General features: G+C 44.0%; 17 protein-coding genes. 9 read left to right on the top strand and 8 right to left on the bottom strand.

Annotation, left to right across the window (positions count from 1 at the left end; translation table 11 throughout):
• Positions 1–187 (top strand): transposase (locus tag E2R66_RS19410; protein WP_317130788.1); only part of this gene is annotated, 187 nt, incomplete at its 5' end.
• A gap of 415 nt (positions 188–602) precedes the next feature.
• On the opposite strand, the gene E2R66_RS19405 is transcribed toward E2R66_RS19410, so the two are convergent.
• From E2R66_RS19405 to E2R66_RS19385, 5 genes are all read right to left on the bottom strand, one after another.
• Positions 603–1,067: a hypothetical protein gene (locus E2R66_RS19405; RefSeq protein WP_133233664.1), complete on the bottom strand. Its 465-nt coding sequence runs from the start codon at positions 1,065–1,067 to the stop codon at positions 603–605.
• Complete coding sequence (locus E2R66_RS19400) at positions 1,064–2,218, bottom strand: DUF4221 family protein (protein ID WP_133233662.1); 1,155 nt, start codon at positions 2,216–2,218, stop codon at positions 1,064–1,066. Before E2R66_RS19400 ends, E2R66_RS19405 begins: the two co-directional genes overlap by 4 nt.
• Positions 2,219–2,334: 116 nt before the next feature.
• Positions 2,335–2,547 (bottom strand): hypothetical protein, encoded by a 213-nt coding sequence (locus E2R66_RS19395; RefSeq protein WP_133233660.1) that lies wholly within the window; start codon positions 2,545–2,547, stop codon positions 2,335–2,337.
• Positions 2,548–3,229: 682 nt separating this feature from the next.
• On the bottom strand, positions 3,230–3,535 hold the full coding sequence (locus E2R66_RS29315) for a helix-turn-helix transcriptional regulator (RefSeq protein WP_133233658.1): 306 nt from the start codon (positions 3,533–3,535) through the stop codon (positions 3,230–3,232).
• Between the two features lie 10 nt (positions 3,536–3,545).
• Entirely contained in the window at positions 3,546–6,278 is a 2,733-nt protein-coding gene (locus E2R66_RS19385; protein ID WP_133233656.1) for an outer membrane beta-barrel protein, read from the bottom strand.
• 82 nt (positions 6,279–6,360) lie between these two features.
• On the opposite strand from E2R66_RS19385, the gene E2R66_RS19380 reads away from it, so the two are divergent.
• Complete coding sequence (locus E2R66_RS19380; RefSeq protein WP_133233654.1) at positions 6,361–6,873, top strand: hypothetical protein; 513 nt, start codon at positions 6,361–6,363, stop codon at positions 6,871–6,873.
• A 137-nt stretch (positions 6,874–7,010) separates the two neighbouring features.
• On the opposite strand, the gene E2R66_RS19375 is transcribed toward E2R66_RS19380, so the two are convergent.
• Together E2R66_RS19375 and E2R66_RS19370 are read right to left on the bottom strand one after the other, a co-directional pair.
• Positions 7,011–7,232 carry a UPF0175 family protein gene (locus tag E2R66_RS19375; RefSeq protein WP_133233652.1) on the bottom strand — a complete coding sequence of 74 codons (222 nt, stop codon included), beginning with the start codon at positions 7,230–7,232 and terminating at the stop codon, positions 7,011–7,013.
• A 166-nt stretch (positions 7,233–7,398) separates the two neighbouring features.
• Positions 7,399–8,457 carry a nucleoid-associated protein gene (locus E2R66_RS19370; RefSeq protein WP_133233650.1) on the bottom strand — a complete coding sequence of 353 codons (1,059 nt, stop codon included), beginning with the start codon at positions 8,455–8,457 and terminating at the stop codon, positions 7,399–7,401.
• Between the two features lie 202 nt (positions 8,458–8,659).
• Between E2R66_RS19370 and mnmE the strand changes: the two genes are divergently transcribed.
• The 5 genes from mnmE to E2R66_RS19345 all read left to right on the top strand — a co-directional run bounded on the left by mnmE (position 8,660) and on the right by E2R66_RS19345 (position 16,844).
• Positions 8,660–10,063 carry a tRNA uridine-5-carboxymethylaminomethyl(34) synthesis GTPase MnmE gene (gene mnmE, locus E2R66_RS19365; RefSeq protein ID WP_133233648.1) on the top strand — a complete coding sequence of 468 codons (1,404 nt, stop codon included), beginning with the start codon at positions 8,660–8,662 and terminating at the stop codon, positions 10,061–10,063.
• 331 nt (positions 10,064–10,394) lie between these two features.
• Positions 10,395–10,982, top strand: coding sequence for a TetR/AcrR family transcriptional regulator (locus E2R66_RS19360; protein ID WP_133233646.1), 588 nt, complete (start codon positions 10,395–10,397; stop codon positions 10,980–10,982).
• A gap of 81 nt (positions 10,983–11,063) precedes the next feature.
• A complete protein-coding gene (locus tag E2R66_RS19355) occupies positions 11,064–12,233 on the top strand; it encodes an efflux RND transporter periplasmic adaptor subunit (RefSeq protein ID WP_133233644.1) in 1,170 nt (389 codons plus the stop codon).
• A gap of 34 nt (positions 12,234–12,267) precedes the next feature.
• The gene (locus tag E2R66_RS19350; protein WP_133233642.1) at positions 12,268–15,423 is read left to right on the top strand and encodes an efflux RND transporter permease subunit; all 3,156 of its coding nucleotides are present in this window, start codon (positions 12,268–12,270) and stop codon (positions 15,421–15,423) included.
• Positions 15,424–15,434: 11 nt separating this feature from the next.
• On the top strand, positions 15,435–16,844 hold the full coding sequence (locus E2R66_RS19345) for an efflux transporter outer membrane subunit (protein WP_133233640.1): 1,410 nt from the start codon (positions 15,435–15,437) through the stop codon (positions 16,842–16,844).
• Between the two features lie 128 nt (positions 16,845–16,972).
• Here E2R66_RS19345 and E2R66_RS19340 read toward each other — a convergent pair whose 3' ends face one another.
• The gene (locus E2R66_RS19340) at positions 16,973–18,766 is read right to left on the bottom strand and encodes a hypothetical protein (protein ID WP_317130787.1); all 1,794 of its coding nucleotides are present in this window, start codon (positions 18,764–18,766) and stop codon (positions 16,973–16,975) included.
• Between the two features lie 112 nt (positions 18,767–18,878).
• Here E2R66_RS19340 and E2R66_RS19335 point away from each other — a divergent pair, with 112 nt between their 5' ends.
• Positions 18,879–21,266 carry a heavy metal translocating P-type ATPase gene (locus E2R66_RS19335; RefSeq protein ID WP_133233636.1) on the top strand — a complete coding sequence of 796 codons (2,388 nt, stop codon included), beginning with the start codon at positions 18,879–18,881 and terminating at the stop codon, positions 21,264–21,266.
• Positions 21,263–21,421 carry a cbb3-type cytochrome oxidase assembly protein CcoS gene (gene ccoS / locus E2R66_RS19330; RefSeq protein ID WP_133233634.1) on the top strand — a complete coding sequence of 53 codons (159 nt, stop codon included), beginning with the start codon at positions 21,263–21,265 and terminating at the stop codon, positions 21,419–21,421. Before E2R66_RS19335 ends, ccoS begins: the two co-directional genes overlap by 4 nt.
• The last annotated feature ends 261 nt before the right edge of the window (positions 21,422–21,682 follow it).

Here is a 21,682-nt window from a genome sequence, read left to right as displayed (position 1 = left end):
AAGGTCGGTGATAGAAACAGTCAATGATGAGCTCAAAAACATTTGCCAGATCGAGCATTCCAGGCATAGGTGTTTCGCCAACTTTATCGCTAATATCGTGGCTGGATTAATCGCATACTCACTTTTTCCTAAAAAACCGTCCATCTCTTATCAATCGACCTATTCTAATCAGATGGCCGCCTTTTGATTAATCGAACTCAGGTTATATACAATGAGTGTATGAAAGGCAATATGCGCAAAGCCTCCAGATATCTGGAGATTAAGGAACCCGATTAGAAATAGTGTCGATAATTATACTTTCGATATGAAGCAACGCGAATCACTTATCAATTACAGAGTCAGTTTCGCCTTAGATTATTCATTAGAATCTAAGGCGAAGACATGCTCCTAAAAACACAGCATTTACTTATTGTATTATTAAGGTTTTTATCAGATTTGATAAAAAATCGAATTGTGTTGCATATGTTTTCGGGGGGGAACTATAGAAGGACGTATCACCTTGCCTATTCCTCCTGTTTTTTCTCTTTTCGGGTGGCTCACTTTGGGCAGACTGGTGGCTCAGTATGTTGGGGATTAGTCAAATGATAAATCCGATAAAGCAATTACAAATACTCCTGTATTAGATCTTTGTATTTTGTTAAATGCATGTCAGATAGTTTGACTATTCTGTCGTCGTTGAACAAAAATACCCTGTCTACAGACATGACTACGCCAGCTCGCCTTAGACCTTGGTTTTCATCGATAACGATCCTTACACTACTCAGCCCGGCCGCCTTTATTTTTCCAATAATTGAATGCGTGGTGTCCGGCACAATTACAACCTTTTTATACTGACTATACTTGGGCGATGAAATAAGCTCCTGGGTGAACTTGATATGTTCAGCTGTACACTCGCACTCCGGCTGTAATGCAACCACCAAGACATCGCCCTTCAATTGAACGTCTTTGGCTCTCAGATAGTCTTCGAATTTTTGCTTTTTTTCATAAGGGACCTCTTTATTTCGTGTGCAGCCAATTGCCGTAATTGCACACACCAAAAACAGTAAAATGTAACTTTTTATCTTCATTTGGTATGAATTTTAAATATTTTGTAACTGAGTGTATTAAAGCCTGTTGGCGCAGGCACGTATAGGCCATCTTTAGCGACAAAGGAATTTTCAATGATATATCTTCGTCCGGTCAGTTCAACAGTGCTTATTATCCGCATGTCGGAGTCAAAAATTGTCAAAAACTCTTGCCTATCGTTCTCCGTTGCTGCCTTTTCCGGAGTATCGTTAGCTGGATTATATTGAAATCTGTAATAAAGGTTTCTATACGGGTCCTTGATAACCTTCGAATAGTCTACATTGTGCAAGAGGTTGTCCATTTTCAAATCATCGTTGAATACAGCTTTCCAGTCAAGGCCCTTGGAAACGAAGGGATACTTGTTCAATGCGCCGCCAACCGCGATTGTCGTGTCTTTTTTCATGTCGTAAACATATATATTTGGCTCAATGCTGAAGCTGTAAATTATCTTTCCCGAATCCAAGAAATTGAATTTTGGAGCGTTCGCAAAGCCATAGAATTGCGACGTAAACAATGCGGAATAATAAACAGGAACCGCTTTAGGAATCGGATCTGAGTTTAGCTTGGTTTCAAAGAGAATTGGCTGCCGGTAGTACTCTTTAGAATCCCTTGGCTTATCTACGACCATAGCGGGCATATATAGCGTGTTAGTAGGGCCGTCATAGTACATGTTATTGCCCAGGTCGTAGTCGTGAAATATTAGGTGCTCAAAAATGGGATTGTATCTCGGAAGGTTCACACCTATCTCTCTTTTGATCTTTCCAGTAGAGTCAATCATGTAAACCGACGACTTATTGTTAAATATGAAAATCGAATCACGATTTTTGTAAAAAATACTTCGTACCCCCAAGTTTACGTCGATAGATAGCACGTCCAGTTTCGTTTGCGCGAGCATTTTTTTTGAGGGTATTGAAAAGAAGTCAAGAGACTTTCTACTGTAATTGTATCCGCAGAAAATACCGTTATTGCCAATAGAGTAGGTTTTATAAAAAAATGTTCTATTTGAGTCGATTGGTATTTTAAAATATTCAGAGCTGTCAATTGATACTAGTTTTGTCCTTGAGTTCACAGCTGTTACTAGCACATAGGGTTTGGGCCGTTTTTCGCAGCCGCATATAATAATCAAAAAAACCAAAAGGTATCTTATTTTCATCTTTAATGTATGAAGTTGTTAGCGATTGCTTGAAATGGAGGCGTAGCTAATAAAGTGGTATAAAAGTATTGAAGTTACAATAGGGAGGAGCGGCTGCCGCCCCTCCCTGATTTTAATTAATGGCAGTCGCTTTGTCTTGTGCAAGGTCCATCTTTGAGGGGCGGATCACACCAAGACCCTGTATGCTGACTCCCACCTCCATCGGCGGGTTGCTTACAGACAGCTGTGTCGTATTTGGTCGATTCTTCTAAAACGGCAAATGCCGGTCTTGTGCTTACAGTAATTGCCATGGCAATGCAGCAAATCAGCAACAATACTTTTTTCTTCATGTTTTTTGATTTTTTAAATGTCGAATTACATGGTTATAATACGACGGTTGTTGTATTGGTTCTACAAATTTGGACAAATTTAGCGTGTCGAATTTAATGACAAGCTGAAGAACGGTCGCATGGGCAAGTGCCCGAGAAGTAGCATATGTCTAGGCATCCAGTGCCTGTCCTGGTCGTTCCATTCGAGTTTTGTATGGAGCAGAGGTCGGTGTCATACAGACGAGCCGGCACCGGTTCCACCACACTGGGTGTTTTTTTTTGCGACATCGTGCTTAAAGTCGTGCAAAGGCCAATTGCAAACACTGCGGAGGCAAAGATTAGTTTTTTTTCATGATTCATTTTTATTTTGATTAAAGTTAAACAATATGAATTAGACGGGCGACTAAACAGCTGTCACTTGTTTTTACTAAAAGTCTAATTATTTGACAGTTTTTGACCTGTTTTGATGCCAGTGAATCTGCCACACAAAAAGGACAGCATCATCGACAACCGATAACAAATTAACATTACGAGTCTATTAATGTAGAAATAAGCTGCATAGAGGTTCCCAATGTAATTAGGTCACCTCATAAAAATAATTCCCATAGTAAACGACTTCAAATTGCCGTTTGGCTGGCAGAAAACTATTAAAGGGACCACTATTGGGCCGAGGTTGTTGTTTTCTATATTGATACGTCACCGATTAAAGGTACTTCTCCAACACCTGTTTTATACGATATAGGTCATTTTTCAGGATTGCGAAATCTAAATCCTCTTGCCGAAGATTTATCTTGCTTTCTTCAAAGATCATCTGGATTATGACGTGAACAGACAATTCGTAATAATTACTTAACAAAAACAATTTTGAAAGAGGCAAGTCGCCGGATCCGTACTCCCAGGATAAGTAGGTCGGCCGACTTACTAAAAGGGCTTTAGCTACTGCTTTTTGAGAAATGTTCTTCGATTTCCTGAGTCGAACAAGCGTCACACTGTAACTAATTTTTATCATTAGGTGTATGTTATTTTTTGAATTTGTATGAATACGCTATTAAAAAATAGCGTCCAAGGAGTTTGTTCTCGCTTTCTATTATTTTATTATCAAATGCATACCTCAATACGCTAACGTTTTGATTTAGAAGGTCGATGGCTGAGAGTCTGAGGTTGCCAGCCTTGTTCTTTTGAATCTGAAACGATATCGAAAGGTCAACAAGATTGATATCGTTGCTAAACGCGCTATAATAATTTGCATTGTGAATGTATGTATAGCTGCCCTGAAGTGATATTTTCTTGGTGGCATAATAATCCACCCTGTTGATAAGATTGTGGGTCGTTGAGCCATTGCTGGGATACGTAGACGGTTTATAGGAGGCGAAGTTTTTAGAAAAGCTGTATGTCGGCGTGTATTCCAGGATTTCTTTCCAATTTAGGCTCACAGCTTCCCTGATTTTAAGAAAATAGGTGTTTGCAAATCCCTTGTCATTTACAATAAACAAGTCTCTGTTTATGCTGCTGTTCAAGCTGGTGGAAAGTGCTACCTGGAGATTTTTAACTCTTTTGTAGCGCTTTGAAAGTGACGTACCCATCGAAAGGTTGTAACCGTTGAATCCACTTACGTTTATTGGGATCACGCTGGTCTTGCCGTCAGTAGCCACCGATTGACTTCTGACAATCGCATTATATGGTAGCGACAGGGTTAGATTTGCACTGATGCTGATGCTTTTGCTTCGGACGTTCTTATAATAGCGGGAGCTGATATCATGGGAAATATAAGGATTCAAAGAGGGGTTGCCCGTAGACTGGTAGAGTGGCGAATACGTGAGGGTGACGGGGCGAAGTTGGTTTACAGACGGAAAGTTTGGTGCCGCATTATAACTCAGCGTCAATCCGTCGCCTCGCAACTCTACGGATGGGAGAAAATAGACGTATTGTTGGGTTAAACGTGAAGGGGCTGCATCGCTAAAACTAGTGTTTAAAGACTGTGATTGAATTGAAAAGGCGGTGATTATTGACCACGTTTCATTGATGCCATAAGTTATTCGTGGCTTAACCGTATTAGTCCATTGAATTCTGTTTAAATCGCTGGACTGCGACGGTAACAAAATATCGTAACTGTCCGACCCTTCGTTTTTATCGTATGTTTGCAAGTTGTTTTCCACGCCATTGTATTTGCTACTAAGGGATACGTCCATTACGGCTTTCTTGCTTATTGGAAAGCGATAGGTTGCATCAACACTTAGTCGCGCGTATTGATTTTTTGAGCGTGAGAATCGATCAATGGTAATAGATGAGTCGGTTTTAATAAATGACGAAAGATCGTAATAACTGAAATAATCATTCGAGGTCGAGCCTAATGAGAGAAAATGATTGATGGTCAGCGAGTGCCCTGGACTCTTAAGCGCCTTGAAATAGTATAGCGAATGCTGGAAAGTAATGTTTTTTATCGCTTCGTTGGTATTGTTGCTATTGTTGTTGAGGACAGGAGTAAAACCGGAAAACATTTTACCTTTAGTCGAGCCGTCTCTTTTGCTTTCCTCAATGGTTAATAATGGTTCATACCTTACTTCAGTCTTCGAATTTGGGCGCCACTTTAGAAGTCCGTTGATATTATGCTGCCAAAGCGACTCTACTCGGTCCTCAGCTGATTGAGTATAGAGAATTGAGTCTCTTAAGAGCTGTTGCTGAAGTGCGTTAGTTTTATAAACGTCCCTCGAATTGTTATAATAGTATGTGAGGTTGAGTTTTAGTTTGTCTCCGAAATCATTGTTTAGATTGAATCCCGCTGAGGTTACTTTCTGGATCGAATTGAACCTATCACCGCCGAGAGCGACAGAACTGGTTGACCCACCTCTTTCAAAGCCTCCAATGGAGTACAAGTCATTAAAGTTGAATGAAGACGTGTTCATGTTGTTACTCGAACCAAGCAAGCTGACCTGCAATGTATCCCTGAAAATATTAGCCAAGCCGGATAATTGGTAACGATCCTTAGTCCCAGCCCCAGCAGTTACCTTTCCAAAGACACCCTTTTTGAATATTTTTTTGATTCGCAAGTCTATAATCTTGTCCACAAGCGCCTCGCTGACCAAATGATTGGGGTCTTTCTCCCTGTCGTCGTAAACGAGTACCTTCTCTATAATATCAGCATCGAGATTTCGAGAGGGAACCTTAGGGTTTGACCCGAAAAACTCTTTGCCTTCTAACAGGATTTTTTTTACTAGCTTTCCGTTCACATATATCGTCCCATCGACATCGACTTGAATGCCAGGAAGCTTTTTCAGCAGCTCCTCGACCACTGCATTTGGTCGCGTTTTGAAATACTTCGTGTTGAACTCTACAGTGTCGTGACGTACAATTATCGGCGGACTATACCCCAAAATCTGCACCTCGTTAAGTGTATTTCCTCCTTCAAGTAGCAGGTTTCCAACGTTTACAGTCGATGCCCTATCAAACTCGAGTTGTTTTGTTAGTGTCCTATGGCCGGTAAAGGAGATTATAAGCCTCAACTGGGTTTTGATGGGAATATTTGTAAGAGAAAATGCCCCCGCTTTGTCCGCGACGGTGTAAGACAACAATGAAGAGTCGGTCGCGAGCGTCATTGTTACCGTGCTTAACTCAAGCGGACTACGATTGAGAGAATCAAGAACTCTTCCTTTTATCGTTACCCTGTTTTGCGCACTGCAAATAGTTGAAACAAGGAAGAATGATAAGGAAAAAATCATCTTCAAATTGGCAGATATTGGAAAAATTGTGATCATGGTTTAGATTAAGCTCTCAATATAGAACTATTTTTAACGACAAAGAAACTTTTTCTTTAATATTAAATAAGTACCTTGATCTATGAAATTGAACATCATTGATGATGAGGGGTTTATTGCAATCGTAAACAACGATAGCTATCAAAGTTTTGTTGACGAAGATTGGCAATTTGACCAATTAACTGCACATTTCGTAAGTCAAATGAACGCTGGGAATATAGCTATATGGCAAACTTGCAATGATGGCGGCGGGAATTGGCTGCTTTCATTTCAAGAACATCCATCCGCTACCACTGCCTTCAGGCAATTTGAGCAGAATGTTAATGTCACATCGGGAGCGTTATTTTTAACTAACTATAGTGATTTAACACTGGCGGCTCAATTTTTAGATGAGCGTATTCCCGCCCGCCATCATGCTGACCTTAAAATTGAACTAGAAAACGGATGGTATAAACTTACCGTACGGCAAATGTTTGATCCCGACGATTACGAACAGGAATTTGACGAAGAGCATATATCATTTGAGGTTATCATTATGCCTTCTGCCCAACCGTTACTGTCGCCTGTTAAGAACGTTTACTGGCGTGACCATTAGAAACGGAGCATTTTTGAAATTTTTCTGTCCCCGCAGGGGCTCCTGATAAGGTACCCTACGGAAACGTTGACAGTGCTATTTTTTCGAGAATGATCAAGCAACTTGTATCCGTAATAACAATTACGCTTTCAGCGGTTCTACTTAAACTCATTTAACAGATCGTCGCCGGTATATTGAAAATAGGCAATATTGAATTTGGCCAGCACCGCCGGAAAATCCCATTTTTTCATGCCGCACATTTCAGCCGCTTGCCCTAAAGACAATTTACCCGCCTCGTACAACTTAGCGGCAATTAACCGGACTGTTTCATCATGCTCTTTTTCAAGCGCATCAGGAACATTAAGTGTTATTGTAGTCATGGCATTTAAAGTAATATATAAAGATACTCATATTCCATAAAACTTTCAATGTTCAGCAATAATGGATTCTAAATAATGAGATTACCCGCCGCAGGGTCCTTTTTCAAAGAGACCCTGCGGGGACAAAAAAATCGGTGGAATCTCCCTGAAATCGGTGTAATCCCAACTATGCCTCTTCCTTAAAATAAACCTTATAATAATTCATGGCTTTATCGTCGTCGAAGCCTTTCTCTATCAGTTTATTATCGCCGTGGATGTAGATGTGGAAGTTCTTATCGAGCTTTAGCACGCTTTTGTAAACACGGGCCTGTTTTTTTACGGCATTGCCCGATATCTCGAAGCTATCGCCGATAGGTGTGCCGAATTCTTCCTCGCATTGGTTCTTGAAATTCTTGAAGGAGGTGATGGCCTCGGGGTTGCTGATGACTTCCTCGCTGAATTCGTCGAGGTCGAAAGTCTCCTTTTCTTTGAAGTATTTCATCGATCGGTTCAGCAGGTCAATCTTATCGGCCTTGCTCATATCAAATTCGTCATCCAGTTTTTGGGTAACGAAATTTTTGTAGATGCCTAAGGTATTACTGGTGCGGTTGAAGCTGTCGTTGCGTATTTGGAGTTGCAGGAACTCGTCTTTCCAGTACACAGCCGCGTCCTGCCCGCCGGTGGTTTTATCAACCACCACTACTTTGTAGCCGTTTTCTTTTTCGATATTGAAGATGAGCACGCCTTTATCCAGCTTGTTGATGTTGATAGCATCCTGCTCATAATCTACCGCGAAGCCGCCTTTATCGGGGTAGACCTTGAGGTAGGTCTCCTTGTTTTCAGATTTGAAGATGCCGATACAATCCAACGCGTTGCCCTCTATCTGCACCTGGTTAAAATACACCACGTATAGTTCGCCGCCTTTGATGTTAGGGTGGGTGCTTACCTTGTACAGGTGTTTGGCAATCTGTTCAGATGCTTCCTGGAATTTCTCCTTATCCTCGAAAGCCATGGTAGCGAAGTGGTGCAGTTCGTTCAGGCCCAGGTCGCCGCTGCTGTGCATCAGGTGGTAAACCTCGTTGGCCTTTTCGAAGGGCTTCAAAAAATACTGCATTAACAGGTTGGGGATGATGTCATCCTTTAATTCAAGGGGAGCATCAGAAAGAGCGTACATCTCGCCCTGAGACTGATTGCCCACATGATGTACCGAAATCGTATCCAGCGAAGCTTCGAAAAAAGTTACCATAATTGATGCGAAGGTAGAGATTTGTCATGGAGTCATTGGGTCATTGCGTCATTATTTTTGCCTCGCCTTGCACAATTATGCCTTAGGAACATTAAGACGAAATAGCGACTTTTGCTGTCTGAATCAGAATTTTCAGAATTAGTTAATTTTCAGAATTCTGCTCATTCTAAAATTCTGAAAATTCTGATTCCGACAAATTACCATGACCAACAACGAAGACACCATCGTAGCACTTGCCACCCCCAACGGGATAGGGGCCATAGGGGTTATCCGCCTTTCGGGACCGGATGCCATTACCATTGCCCAAAAAGTTTGGAAGGGCAAGGACCTCACCAAGCAGGCATCGCATACACTGCACTTCGGCCGTATTATGGATGGCGATATGGAGCTGGACGAGGTGGTAGCATCGCTGTTTGTGGCGCCCCGCTCGTACACCCGCGAGAATGTGGTCGAGGTTTCGTGTCACGGTAGCAATTATATTATCGAGTCCATCATTAAGCTGTTCATCAGAAACGGCGCACGTGCCGCAAAAGCCGGTGAGTTTACCCTAAGGGCATTCCTGAACGGACAGCTCGACCTATCCCAGGCAGAAGCCGTTGCCGATTTGATTGCCTCCAACTCCAAAGCCTCGCAGCAAATTGCCCTACAGCAATTGCGCGGCGGTTTCAGCAGCCAGCTAAAACAACTGCGCGACCAACTGGTAACATTCGCCTCGCTGATAGAGCTGGAACTGGATTTTGCCGAAGAAGACGTAGAATTCGCCAACCGCGACCAGCTGAAAAAACTTATCCACGAGATTACAAAAGTAATCGGCAGCCTGATACAATCCTTCGAGCTGGGCAACGCCATCAAGAACGGTGTAAACACGGTTATTGCCGGCAGGCCGAACGCGGGAAAATCAACCCTGCTGAATGCCCTGTTAAACGAGGAACGCGCCATTGTGAGCCATATCCCCGGCACCACGCGAGATACCATTGAGGAGGTGCTGAACATCAAAGGCATCAACTTCCGCCTGATAGACACCGCCGGTATCCGCGAAGCTACGGATGCCATTGAGCAAATAGGCGTGCAGCGCACCATGGAAAAAATAAGCCAGAGCGCCCTGCTAATTTACGTTTTCGATGCGGACCAAATAACCGCCGAAGAACTAACCGCCGACATAGAAAGTTTGCAAAAACCCGGCATTACGATGCTGTTAGTAGCCAATAAGGCAGATTTACTGGATGGTGATGAAAAACTAAAGAAATTCAAAGAAAAACACCGAAATTCCTACGATTTTCAAGGGTCGCCAACCGATGGTCTGGTCCTGATTTCAGCAAAAGAAAAACAGCAGATAGACGAGCTGAAACAACAGATATACGCCGCTGCCATCAAAGAAAACCTCAGTGGGCACGAAACCCTGGTGACCAATATCCGCCACCTGGAAGCCCTCCAAAAAACCGAAGAAGCCCTTATCAGGGTATTGGCTGGGATAGACACCGTTACATCTGATTTCCTGTCGATGGACATCAAACAGGCCCTGCACTACTTAGGCGAGATTACCGGCGCGGTTACTACGGACGATTTGCTGGAGAATATATTTAGCAAGTTTTGTATCGGAAAATAACCCCCTCAAACAACCCAAAACACTGACATATACTGACAATTAAATAACTCATTGTTAATAAGTTATGACTATTTAGCTTGTCCAAATTCTTGGATAATTAACGATGTATTTCCTATATTTGGTTCTATCTTGGTACTCAAAATAAAGAAATTACGAGTCGTCAGGAATTGGGAGAAATTAAGTAGTATGTATGCCTCTATTTCCGCTTATTTTGCCTCATTTAAGACTTTCATCAATTGCGAGTTAAAAAATGTGATTGTTTTGACATTTTTTAAGGAAATACAAGCCTATATTTGTCTGACTTAAATGTCAAACAATATAGTAGAATAAAATGGCTATAAGGGATACAGGGACCGAGCAATTAATTAAAGATACCGCGAAACGGATATTTTTTTCAGAAGGTAAATTCAATGCCACCACTCAGGACATTGCTGATGCAGCCGGTGTTGCCAGGACGGTTATCAATTATTACTTCAGATCCAAGGATACTTTATTTCAGCAGGTTCTGAAGGATGCGATGGATGATATGAAGCTGCGATTAGACGAAGTATTGCTTTCTAAATTGCCGTTCAAAAAAAAGATCGTCAAATTCATTGATGTGTTTTCGACTGAACTGAGTGAATACCCCTACAAAGAAACGTTTATGATCAGCGAAATTAATGCACATGGTTTTGTGATGCCCGAAAAAGAACCCTCAAAGGCACTTCAATTTTTTTTCAATGAAATACAGCAGGCGATAGACCGGGGCGAGATCAGGAAAATGCTGCCGGTAAATTTTATGCTCAACCTCTTCTCGCTGATTGCTTACCCTTTGCTTACGCGCCCCTTGTTTAAACAAATGCTGGAAATTACCGATATTAAATTTGAACAACTGATGCACGAACGGAAGAAAATAATCGTCGACATGCTGTTTACCTAATTTTTTTTTGCTTAAAAACTGACAAAAAAGTCAAATATAAAAGTCAATTTATTATTTACCCAATCACATTAAAACAATAAAATGAAAATACAAACGCTTCAATACCTTGCTTTTTTGAGCTTAGGAACCTTGCTTTTAACGGCCTGCGGAGGATCGCAAACCCCGGCGGGTGGCCCTGGTGGTGCTCAACCACCGGCAAGCTACCCCGTATTTACAATCGAAGCAAAAGATGCCACCTTAAATAATGATTACCCGGCCACTTTACAGGGTGAACAGAATGTAGAGATCCACCCGAAGGTTGACGGCTTTGTAGAAGCCATTTATGTGGATGAGGGCTCCGCAGTAAAAAAAGGTCAACTGCTTTTTAAACTAAATGCTCCCCAATACCAGCAGGATGTAAACAATGCCTTAGCGACCATTAACAGTGCCGAGGCGGAAGTTAACAGCGCCCAATTACAGGTGAATAAGACCAAACCCCTGGTTGACAAAGATATCATCAGCCATTACGAACTGGAAACATACCAGTTTGCATTGAATACCAAGAAAGCGACCCTTGCCCAGGCCCGTACATCCCTGGCAAATGCGAAAACAAATTTAGGTTATACTACAATTACCAGCCCGGTGAACGGAGTGATTGGTACCCTGCCTTACAAAGTGGGCAGTTTAGTAACCAGCGCTACCACAAATCCTTTAACTACGGTATCAAATATTGATAAAGTATATGCTTATTTCTCTTTAAACGAAAAGCAGTTGCTGGAGTTCTCAAGGACCGTACAAGGTAACACACTGACGGAAAAGATAGCCAATATGCCGGCAGTATCGCTCATTCTGTCCGACGGATCAAATTATGCCATGCAGGGTAAAGTGGAAACCATAGGCGGTTTGATTGATACACAAACAGGTTCGGCCAGTTTCCGTGCTGCATTCCCTAATCCAACGCGTTTATTGCGTAGCGGCAGCAGCGCCAACGTGCGCATTCCACAGGCGGTAAAGAACGGCATATTCATCCCGCAACGCTCGGCATACGAACTGCAGGGTAAGCATTTTGTATATGTTGTTGATCAGTCGAATACGGTTAAAAGTGTGGAGATACAGATAATGGATCTTGCTGCAGGCCAGTATTACGTGGTGACCAGTGGCCTTAAAACCGGCGATAAGGTAGTGTACGATGGTAACAGTTCTCTGAAAGATGCCGCCCCAATAAAGCCCGAAGTAATGGCTGCCGACAAGGTTTACCAGGACTTAAAATAAAGAAACTTTAAATCACTCAACATTAACCAACGTTATGTTACGCAAATTTATTGAACGACCGGTGCTCTCAACCGTTATATCGGTCATTATCGTTATACTGGGTATATTGGGTTTAACCTCATTACCCATCTCTCAATACCCTGAAATAGCCCCTCCCACCGTACAGGTATCTACCTCTTATCAAGGGGCCAACGCCGATGTGGTGATGAGCAGTGTGATTGTGCCACTTGAAGAACAGATTAACGGGGTAGAGAACATGACTTACATGACCTCTACTGCGAGTAATGATGGTTCAGCATCGATCACCATTTACTTTAAACTGGGAACAGACCCCGATCTGGCCGCCGTAAACGTACAGAACAGGGTATCAAAAGCAACCAGCCTTTTACCGGCGGAAGTGACCAAGTCTGGCGTAACTACCAGCAAGCGGCAAAGCAGCATGGTGATGATCTTCTCGCTTTACAGCGATAATAAATCGTTTGACCAAACCTTTCTCCAAAATTACGCCAACATTAACCTGTTGCCGCAAATTAAAAGGATAAGCGGGGTAGGCGATGCCAGTGTGTTTGGTACCCGTGATTATTCGATGCGGATTTGGCTGAAGCCGGATGTGATGGCTACTTACGGCCTGATTCCGGATGATATAAACAGCGCTCTTGCCGATCAGAACGTGGAAGCTGCGCCAGGAAAATTTGGCGAGAACAGCAACCAGTCTTTTCAGTACACTATTAAATATAAAGGCCGTTTAAAATCGGTTACTGAGTTTAATAATATTATTGTCCGCTCAACTGCCAGCGGTCAGATTTTACGTTTAAAAGATGTTGCACGCGTAGAACTCGGTTCACAAACCTACACTGGCGATACCAAAACTAATGGTGAGGCCTCTATAGGGATAGCTATTAATCAAACGGCCGGCTCCAATGCGCACGAATTAATCAAACAGTTAGAAAGCACGATTGAAACCGCTTCAAAGTCTTTTCCTCCGGGTGTTAAATACGCCTCCCTGCTAAATGCTAACGACTTTTTAGATGCGTCCATTGAAAAGGTGATTAGTACCCTCATCGAAGCTTTTATCCTGGTGTTTATAGTGGTATTTGTTTTTTTACAGGATTTTCGCTCTACGCTTATTCCGGCCATTGCGGTACCTGTAGCTATTGTGGGTACTTTCTTCTTTTTAAACCTTTTTGGCTTTACCATTAACCTGCTTACCTTGTTTGCACTGGTGTTGGCTATTGGTATAGTGGTAGATGATGCCATTGTGGTAGTAGAGGCGGTGCATGCCAAATTAGACGCAGGCGCCAAATCTGCTAAGGGTGCTACCATCGAGGCCATGAACGATATCAGCGGGGCTATTATTTCTATTACCTTGGTAATGGCGGCTGTGTTTGTCCCGGTATCCTTTATCAGCGGTTCGTCAGGTGTGTTTTATAAACAATTTGGTTTAACACTGGCTATTGCCATTATTATATCTGCGGTAAATGCTTTAACGCTTAGCCCGGCGTTGTGCGCATTGCTGTTAAAACCACATCAGGAAGGCGAACATCACAAAACCACTTACAAGCAACGGTTTTACGATGCGTTTAACACCGCGTTTGAAACAGTTACCGCAAAATACAAAAGATCGGTGACCTTTTTGATCGGTAAAAAATGGCTGGCTGGTTTAGGTATAGCTGTTTTTGCGGCAATATTTTACATCCTGCTAAAAACTACGGCAACTGGCTTCGTACCTGATGAAGATCAGGGAACGTTGTTCGGTAATATCAGCTTGCCGGCGGGTTCATCATTAGAGCGTACTGCTGTAATTGCCGAACAGGTAGATGATATGATACAAAAATTGCCCGAAGTGGCATCTACTTTACGCATAACCGGGCAAAATTTTATAGCCGGTGCTGGCGGCTCCTATGCCATGATCGTTGTGAAGCTAAAACCCTGGGATCAGCGTAAGGGAAAAGGGCAGGATATAAAAAGCCTTACCGGAAAACTTTTCGGGATGACCGGCGGGATTAAAAACGCCCAGATCATTTTCTTCGCACCGCCAACATTACAGGGTTTTGGTAACAGCAGCGGTTTTGAGTTTCAGCTTCAGGATAAAACCGGCGGGGCTATCAATAAGTTTAGCGAGGTAAGCGCGAAATTTTTGGCAGCGTTAAATAAACGGGCCGAGGTTCAGTACGCAACAACTTCTTTCAATACCAACTTTCCGCAATACCAGGTGGATGTAAATGTGGCTAAAACAAAGGCTGCGGGCTTAACCGTTAGCGCAGTACTGGGTACCCTTCAAGGTTATTACGGCGGGTTATATGCTTCAAACTTTAACGAGTTTGGCAAGCAATACCGGGTAATGATACAGGCCGACAATAGTTACCGGGGCACACCAGAAGGCCTTAATAAAATTTATGTACGCAATGGAAATAACGTCATGTCGCCGGTAAGCGAATTTGTTTCGCTTAAACGTGTTTACGGCCCCGAAGCGATTAACCGCTTTAACCTGTTTACATCCATTGCCGTACAGGGTTCTCCAAAGCCCGGCTACAGCTCGGGCGATGCCATTAAAGCTATTGGTGAGGTAGCTGCGCAAACTTTGCCTGCAGGTTACAGCTACGAATATTCTGGCCTTACCCGCGAGGAGTTATCAAGCGGCAGCCAAACGGTATTTATTTTTATGCTGTGTTTAATATTTGTTTACTTTTTATTGAGTGCACAGTACGAAAGTTATATCCTGCCTTTCGCGGTATTACTTTCATTACCCATCGGGCTTGCGGGAGCATTCATCTTCGCCAAAATATTTGGTATAGAAAACAACATTTATCTCCAGATCACCCTAATTATGCTCATCGGTTTGCTGGCAAAAAACGCCATCCTGATTGTGGAGTTTGCCTTAGCAAGGCGCAGGCATGGTCTGAGTATGGTTGATGCCGCTATTGAAGGTGCTGTTGCCCGTTTAAGGCCTATTTTAATGACCTCCTTCGCCTTCATTCTTGGCTTGGTGCCGCTTATGCTGGCATCAGGTGCTGGTGCCGAAGGTAACCGTTCCATCGGTACAGGTGCAGTAGGTGGGATGTTAATTGGTACCCTGTTCGGGGTGTTTGTGATTCCGGTATTGTTTATTATTTTTCAATCGCTTCAGGAAAAGATAAGCGGGCAACCTACAGCTACTACGGCAGAAGTTAACAACCAACCAGCCATCTAACCATTCAAATCATGAAAACAAGAAATAAAGCATATATCACCTTAGGATTAGCCGGTATATTAGCTCTGGCATCCTGTAAAGTAAACCAGGTTTATCAACGCCCCGGCGAGTTAAAAACAGTTAACCTGTATCGCGATAGCTTAATAACGGATACGACCTCAATGGCAAGCCTGCCATGGCGCTCATTATTTGCCGATACTATACTTCAAAATTTAATACAGGAAGGGATCAATAATAATCTCGACCTTAAAACGGCTGTGCTTAAAATTGCGGAAGCACAGGCAACCTTGAGTGCCAGTAAAGCGGCTTATCTGCCCTCTCTGGATGCCGGCGTGCAGGTTACCAAGGCCAAAACGTCGCAGGCCGCGTTGAATTTTCCGGCGGGTACAGGTATTAATTTAAATACTATCACTTACCAGGCTTCGTTAAGTGCTAGTTGGGAAGTTAATATATGGGGACAGTTGAGTAGCTTAAAGCGGCAAGCGCTGGCCAATTTTTTAAAAAGCGATGCTTCAAAACGCGCGGTGCAAACACAATTGATCGCTGATATTGCCAATAATTATTACAATCTCTTATCGTATGATCAGCAATTGCGTATTACCGAAGAAACCGTAAAGAACAGGATAAAAGACGTTGAAACAATGAAAGCACTTAAAGAAGGTGCTATTGTGAATGGCGCGGCAGTAGTGCAAAGCGAAGCCAACCGTTATGCCGCAGAGGTATCCATTCCTGATCTGAAACAAAGTATCCGCCAGGCAGAGAATGCCTTGTGTGTACTTTTGGCCCGGGCTCCGGGCCCTATTAAAAGAGGCACCCTAAACGAACAGGTGCCAATTAAACAGCTAAATGCCGGTTTATCTGCACAGCTACTTAGTAACAGGCCCGATGTGCAGGCATCGGAGTATGCTTTCCGCTCGGCGTTTGAGAATACCAACGTGGCGCATTCTTACTTTTATCCAACACTTACCATTACCGCCAGCGGTGGCTTATCCAGTTTGAAGTTGAAAGATTTTTTCAGCAACTCTATTTTTTACAACCTGGTTGGTGGTTTAACGCAACCTATTTTCAACAAAGGTCAAAATAAAGCCCGTTACCATATTGCGCAGGCGCAACAGCAGGAAACTTTTAATACATTTCAACAAACACTACTAACAGCAGGTGAGGAGGTTTCAAATGCATTGTACTCGTATGAAAATGCTATCAGCAAGCAACAAATACGTAATAAGCAAATTGTCGCTTTGACCAAATCTGTCGACTACACCAATGAGTTGTTACGCTACAGTTCGGCAACTAATTATACCGATGTATTAACATCAGAGCAAAGCCTTTTGGCGGCGCAGTTAAGCGGCGTTAATGATCGTTTGCAGGAACTGCAAGCCATTGTTAATTTATACAGGGCATTAGGGGGAGGCTGGCAATAATAGCACACTGGAGATGGCTTGCAAGTAGCATTTAATCATCCCCGATGGAAAATAAAAAGCGAATTACAAACCGGATAAGGTTACTAACCTCAAAGTTTGTAATTCGCTCTGTTTGCAATATTACGCTCTTAGGCTATTGCCGTAGCGTTAAGGTCCAGTTCAAAGCGTAACAGGGTTTCCTGTACATAACCGGTGGCTTGTGCGGGCAACTCGTTGAAAAGCTGCTTATAGTAATTAATACCCTCTTGCAGTTGATCTTTAAATTTGGTCAGTTGCTTCCGTTTTTTATCGGTAAGATCCTTTACGTGGTTTTGGATGTCGGTTTGCAGATAGTTTATATACAAGTCAAGTTCCTTGAGGAAGATATGCGGGCGATTAGGACTGTTCAGGATATCTATTTTGCCGTAGATATGCTTCACCATTTCATCCAGCGAGAATACTTTTTTGAAATAGGCCAGGTTGGGGCCGGGGCAAATGGCTACCGCCTTATTCTCGCGTGGCTTGAGCATACCGTACTTAAGGTAGGCCGATGAGCATAGTCCTTCGCACAGGCATATTTTTTCGGTTATCGTAGCCAGTTGAGCATCATGTTCTTCTTTCGGCAGTGTCATCGCATCCAACTGCTGTATTTTTTGGTTTTGATACTCGCGCGATGCCGTGCAGATGGGTTGCTCGGTAAACTCGGTATTGCTGCAAAGGAATTTTTTGGTACAGGGGCTGCCGGGGCGGTTGCGTTCTAAGCGCTCAAGCCTTTGTTTTTCGCTGCTGCTGCCCTTAAAATTATTGAACAAGATGCCCAATGGCGATGCGCCGCTGAGGTAATAATCCTCCTCGCCGGCATCGGTAAGGTGCGCAAGGGTTTCGTCGTCGACGTTTGTTGCCTCTGGTACCAGTAAAAAGGGGCTTCCCCAGCCGGTGGCATCCAACTCATAGTATTCCATCAGGAAGGAGTTTTCTGCCGCAGTACCAATGCCGCCTTGCACGCTGAAACGTTGCTGGGGTATTTGGGAGGTTACGATGCCTTTTTGGGCCAGCGCGCTCTTGTATAATTCGGATAAGCTCGTAAGCATCTCTGCTTTACGTTCTTTAAACTCCTGCAATATGGGGCCTAGTAAAAAACCCTCGGTAGCAAAGGCGTGCCCGCCGCAGTTGAGGCCCGATTCTACCCGGAACTCTGACACCCAAAGCCCTTTTTTGGCCAGGAACTTGGCCTGTATAAAAGCCGAGCGGAAATCGCTCACCTTTAATGTTATCTTCTTCTTTAACTTGCCTGCTTCATCGGGGAAAAACGCTCCGAATGCCTCCAGGTAGCTGTACAATTTCGGGTTCATCCCAGCCGAGAGGATGACCGACGATGACAGGTTGCTTTCGGCAAAGCCACGAAGGGCTGCCAGCGCATCAGTATTCTCGTCGCCGGTGTATTGGCCATCTGCGTCAAAATTCATCTTATCTACCTTGGCCATAATATTTACGTCGATGGAGCCCATCGTCATTTTTTGGCGCAGGATGTTGCCGAATATCTGCTTCCGCTCATGGTCGGGATAGTCTACCATCAGGTCGTAGCCTTGCTTCAGTTGCGAGGCATCAGGCAGCAGGTCAAAGTATCGGTATAAATCCGTACCGCTCTCAAATGATTGCGTTTTTAGCTCCTCAAACTGCGCTTTCACCAGTTTATTCACTAGGTTAAGGTATGCTGTAATACGCCTTGCACGACTATCATCATCGCTTTTTTTGATAAGCGTATAGGGTTCGCCTGCTTTGTGACAATGGTATTCCCGCATGCGTTCTATCAGGTCATCGTCTACTATCGACATTACCGACGATACCCCATAGCGGGCAACTTTTAGTGGCGTATCTATAGAGTAACCAAGCCCTAATACGGGTATATGAAATGTATGGCTCATGCTGCGTATAATTTTCATCAAAGCTAGGCTTACCCCTCGGTGCGAAAATTGACGGAGGTCACATTTTTTGGCGCGGCGCATCATTATTTAAGCAGTCAAAAGCAGGGATTTTTGAGCAAACATTTGAATAATGACCGAGAGCACAATTGCGCAGCTCACCACCTGTTATCATTGCGGGGAAGACTGTGTATCCACAACGTACAAATTCGAAGAAAAAACCTTTTGCTGCCAGGGTTGCGAAAGCGTGTACCGCATACTTTCTGAAAATAAGTTATGCAGTTACTATAACTATAACGACCATCCCGGGGCTACCCGCCAACGTATAGATAAGCGTTTCGATTACCTGGACGAGCCTTCTATTATTAAGGAGCTGATAGATTACACCGATAACGAGATAACAACGGTTACGCTTTATATACCGCATATCCATTGCAGTTCGTGCATATGGTTGCTGGAGAAGTTGAACAAGTTTAATCCTGCTGTTCATCACTGCCGTATCGACTTCCTGAAGAAGCAACTCAATATCAAATTCGATAATCAGAAACTGAGCCTGAAGGGGCTGGTAGAGTTGCTGTACGATATTGGTTACGAGCCGGTAATAAGCCTCCAGGATGTTATTAAAAAGCAAAACGGAGCAGATAAAGATAATCTGGTGGCCAAAATTGCCGTGGCGGGTTTCTGTTTTGGCAACGTAATGCTGCTTAGTTTCCCCGAATATTTCGGTCTATCGGCCTACGAGCAGTCTTTCAGGCACTTTTTCGGCTGGCTTAATATAGCGTTTTGCCTGCCGGTTGTTTTTTATAGCGGTACGGGCTACTTTACATCAGCCTGGCAAAATATCCGTAACAAAGTAATGCATATCGATTTTCCGCTGGCCCTGGGTATTGCGGTACTGTTTGGGCGCACGGTAATAGAGATACTAACAAAAAGCGGCGCAGGTTTTGCCGATACGCTTTGCGGACTGGTTTTCTTTTTGCTGGTGGGCAAATTTGTGCAGCGCAAAACCTATAACCATATTTCCTTCGAGCGCGACTACCGCTCATTTTTCCCGGTTGCAGTGCAGGTGATAGAAGGCGATGCAGAAAAGTCTGTCCCACTGGCCAATTTAAAAGTAGGCCAGCGCATCGTCATCCGCCATAGCGAAATTATTCCTGCCGATGCGATATTGCTGAAAGGCGAAGCTTTGATTGATTTTAGTTTCGTAACGGGCGAATCGGTACCGGTAAATAAAACGCTCGGCGAAATTATCTACGCAGGCGGCAGGCAAACCAGCGAAGCTATAGAGATGGAGGTGGTGAAGCCCGTATCACAAAGTTATTTAACCCAGCTTTGGAACAACGAGGCTTTTACCAGCCAGCAGGATAACCGGATGCAAACCTTCAACGAGAAGGTAAGCAAATATTTCACGGTAGTGCTGCTGGTAATTGCATTTGGCTGCCTGGCGTTTTGGCTGCCAACCGATGCCCGGAGAGGGCTGGCGGCTTTTACCGCAGTGCTAATTGTGGCTTGCCCATGCGCATTGGCCTTAAGTACGCCCTTCACCATGTCGGCCGCGCTCAGCATTTTCGACCGCAACCTTTTTTACCTGAAGAATACGGCAGTAGTAGAGCAGCTTGCCCGCATAGATACCATCGTATTCGATAAAACAGGTACCATTACTACCAGCGGCGGCAATAACATTACGCTGAATGCAGTATTGCGGGGGCATGAGAAACAGCTTATTTACAGTACCTGTGCCAACTCCAACCACCCGCTATCGCGTATGATATGCCGTTACCTGGGTAGCATGGCCAAGCTGCCCGTAAAGGAATATACCGAAATGCCGGGCAAAGGCATAAGCGCCGTTATCGGCACAGATAACATACGGCTGGGCAGCGGTAAGTTTGTCTTTGGGCATACCGAAGAAGATGCACTTTCTACGCGAGTGCATATCATGATCAATGAGGAGTATCTGGGCTATTTTACGTTCACCCAAAGCTACCGCCAGGGATTGGATAAAGTTGGCCACCTATCCCCACCATATCGCTTGTTCCTGGTATCAGGCGATCAGAACCACGAGAAAAAAGAATTGCTCAACGTATTCGAGGCCGGTCAGATGCATTTCGACCAGTCGCCGCAGCAAAAACTGGGCTTTATACAATTGCTGCAACAACACAGGGGCAAAGTAATGATGGTAGGGGATGGACTTAACGATGCCGGCGCACTTAAACAAAGCGACCTGGGTATAGCCGTAACCGATAACGTAAATAACTTTTCGCCAGGCTGCGATGCCATCTTGGATGGCAAATCCTTCGGCAAGCTGCCGGCCTTTCTGCAATTTTCAAAAAGCACGGTCAGGATAATCCATTGCTCATTCTTCATCTCGCTTACTTACAATCTTATCGGGCTAAGCTATGCGGTAACGGGCAGCCTGTCGCCATTGATAGCGGCCATCCTGATGCCTGTAAGCACCGTAACCATTATATCATTCACCACAATAGCCACGCACATGGCCGCCCGCAGGAGGGGCTTACAATGAACATCATCTACTTTTTAATAGGCTGCAGCGTATTGCTGGCCACGCTGTTTTTATCGGCCTTTTTTTGGGCGCAGCGCAGCGGCCAAAACGACGACCTATACACCCCATCGGTACGCATACTGCTGGATGACGAGGAAGAGCCTTTACAAAAATGATATTGGCATGCTTGTGTCGTTATTTGACTCACCCAGTCGGCCCGCCATTCGCGGGCGTCGGCCCTCTCTGCTACGCAAAGAGGGCAAGAAAATAATATACCGTAGCTCTCCCTCTTTCCGCGTAGCGAAGAGAGGGTCGGGCAGCGATAGCGAACCCGGGGTGAGTCAAATAGCCACACGACAAGCAACGAGCCACCGATAAGTGACCGCCATCACCTTTTAAGCCAACTGAGGTCATTCTGTCGCCGGGTTGGCGATTAT

The sequence above is a fragment of the Mucilaginibacter psychrotolerans genome (assembly GCF_004519315.1).
GTDB classification, from domain to species: domain Bacteria; phylum Bacteroidota; class Bacteroidia; order Sphingobacteriales; family Sphingobacteriaceae; genus Mucilaginibacter; species Mucilaginibacter psychrotolerans.
Note: the sequence above shows the minus strand (reverse complement) of the source record. Positions and strands in the feature narration are given on the sequence as shown.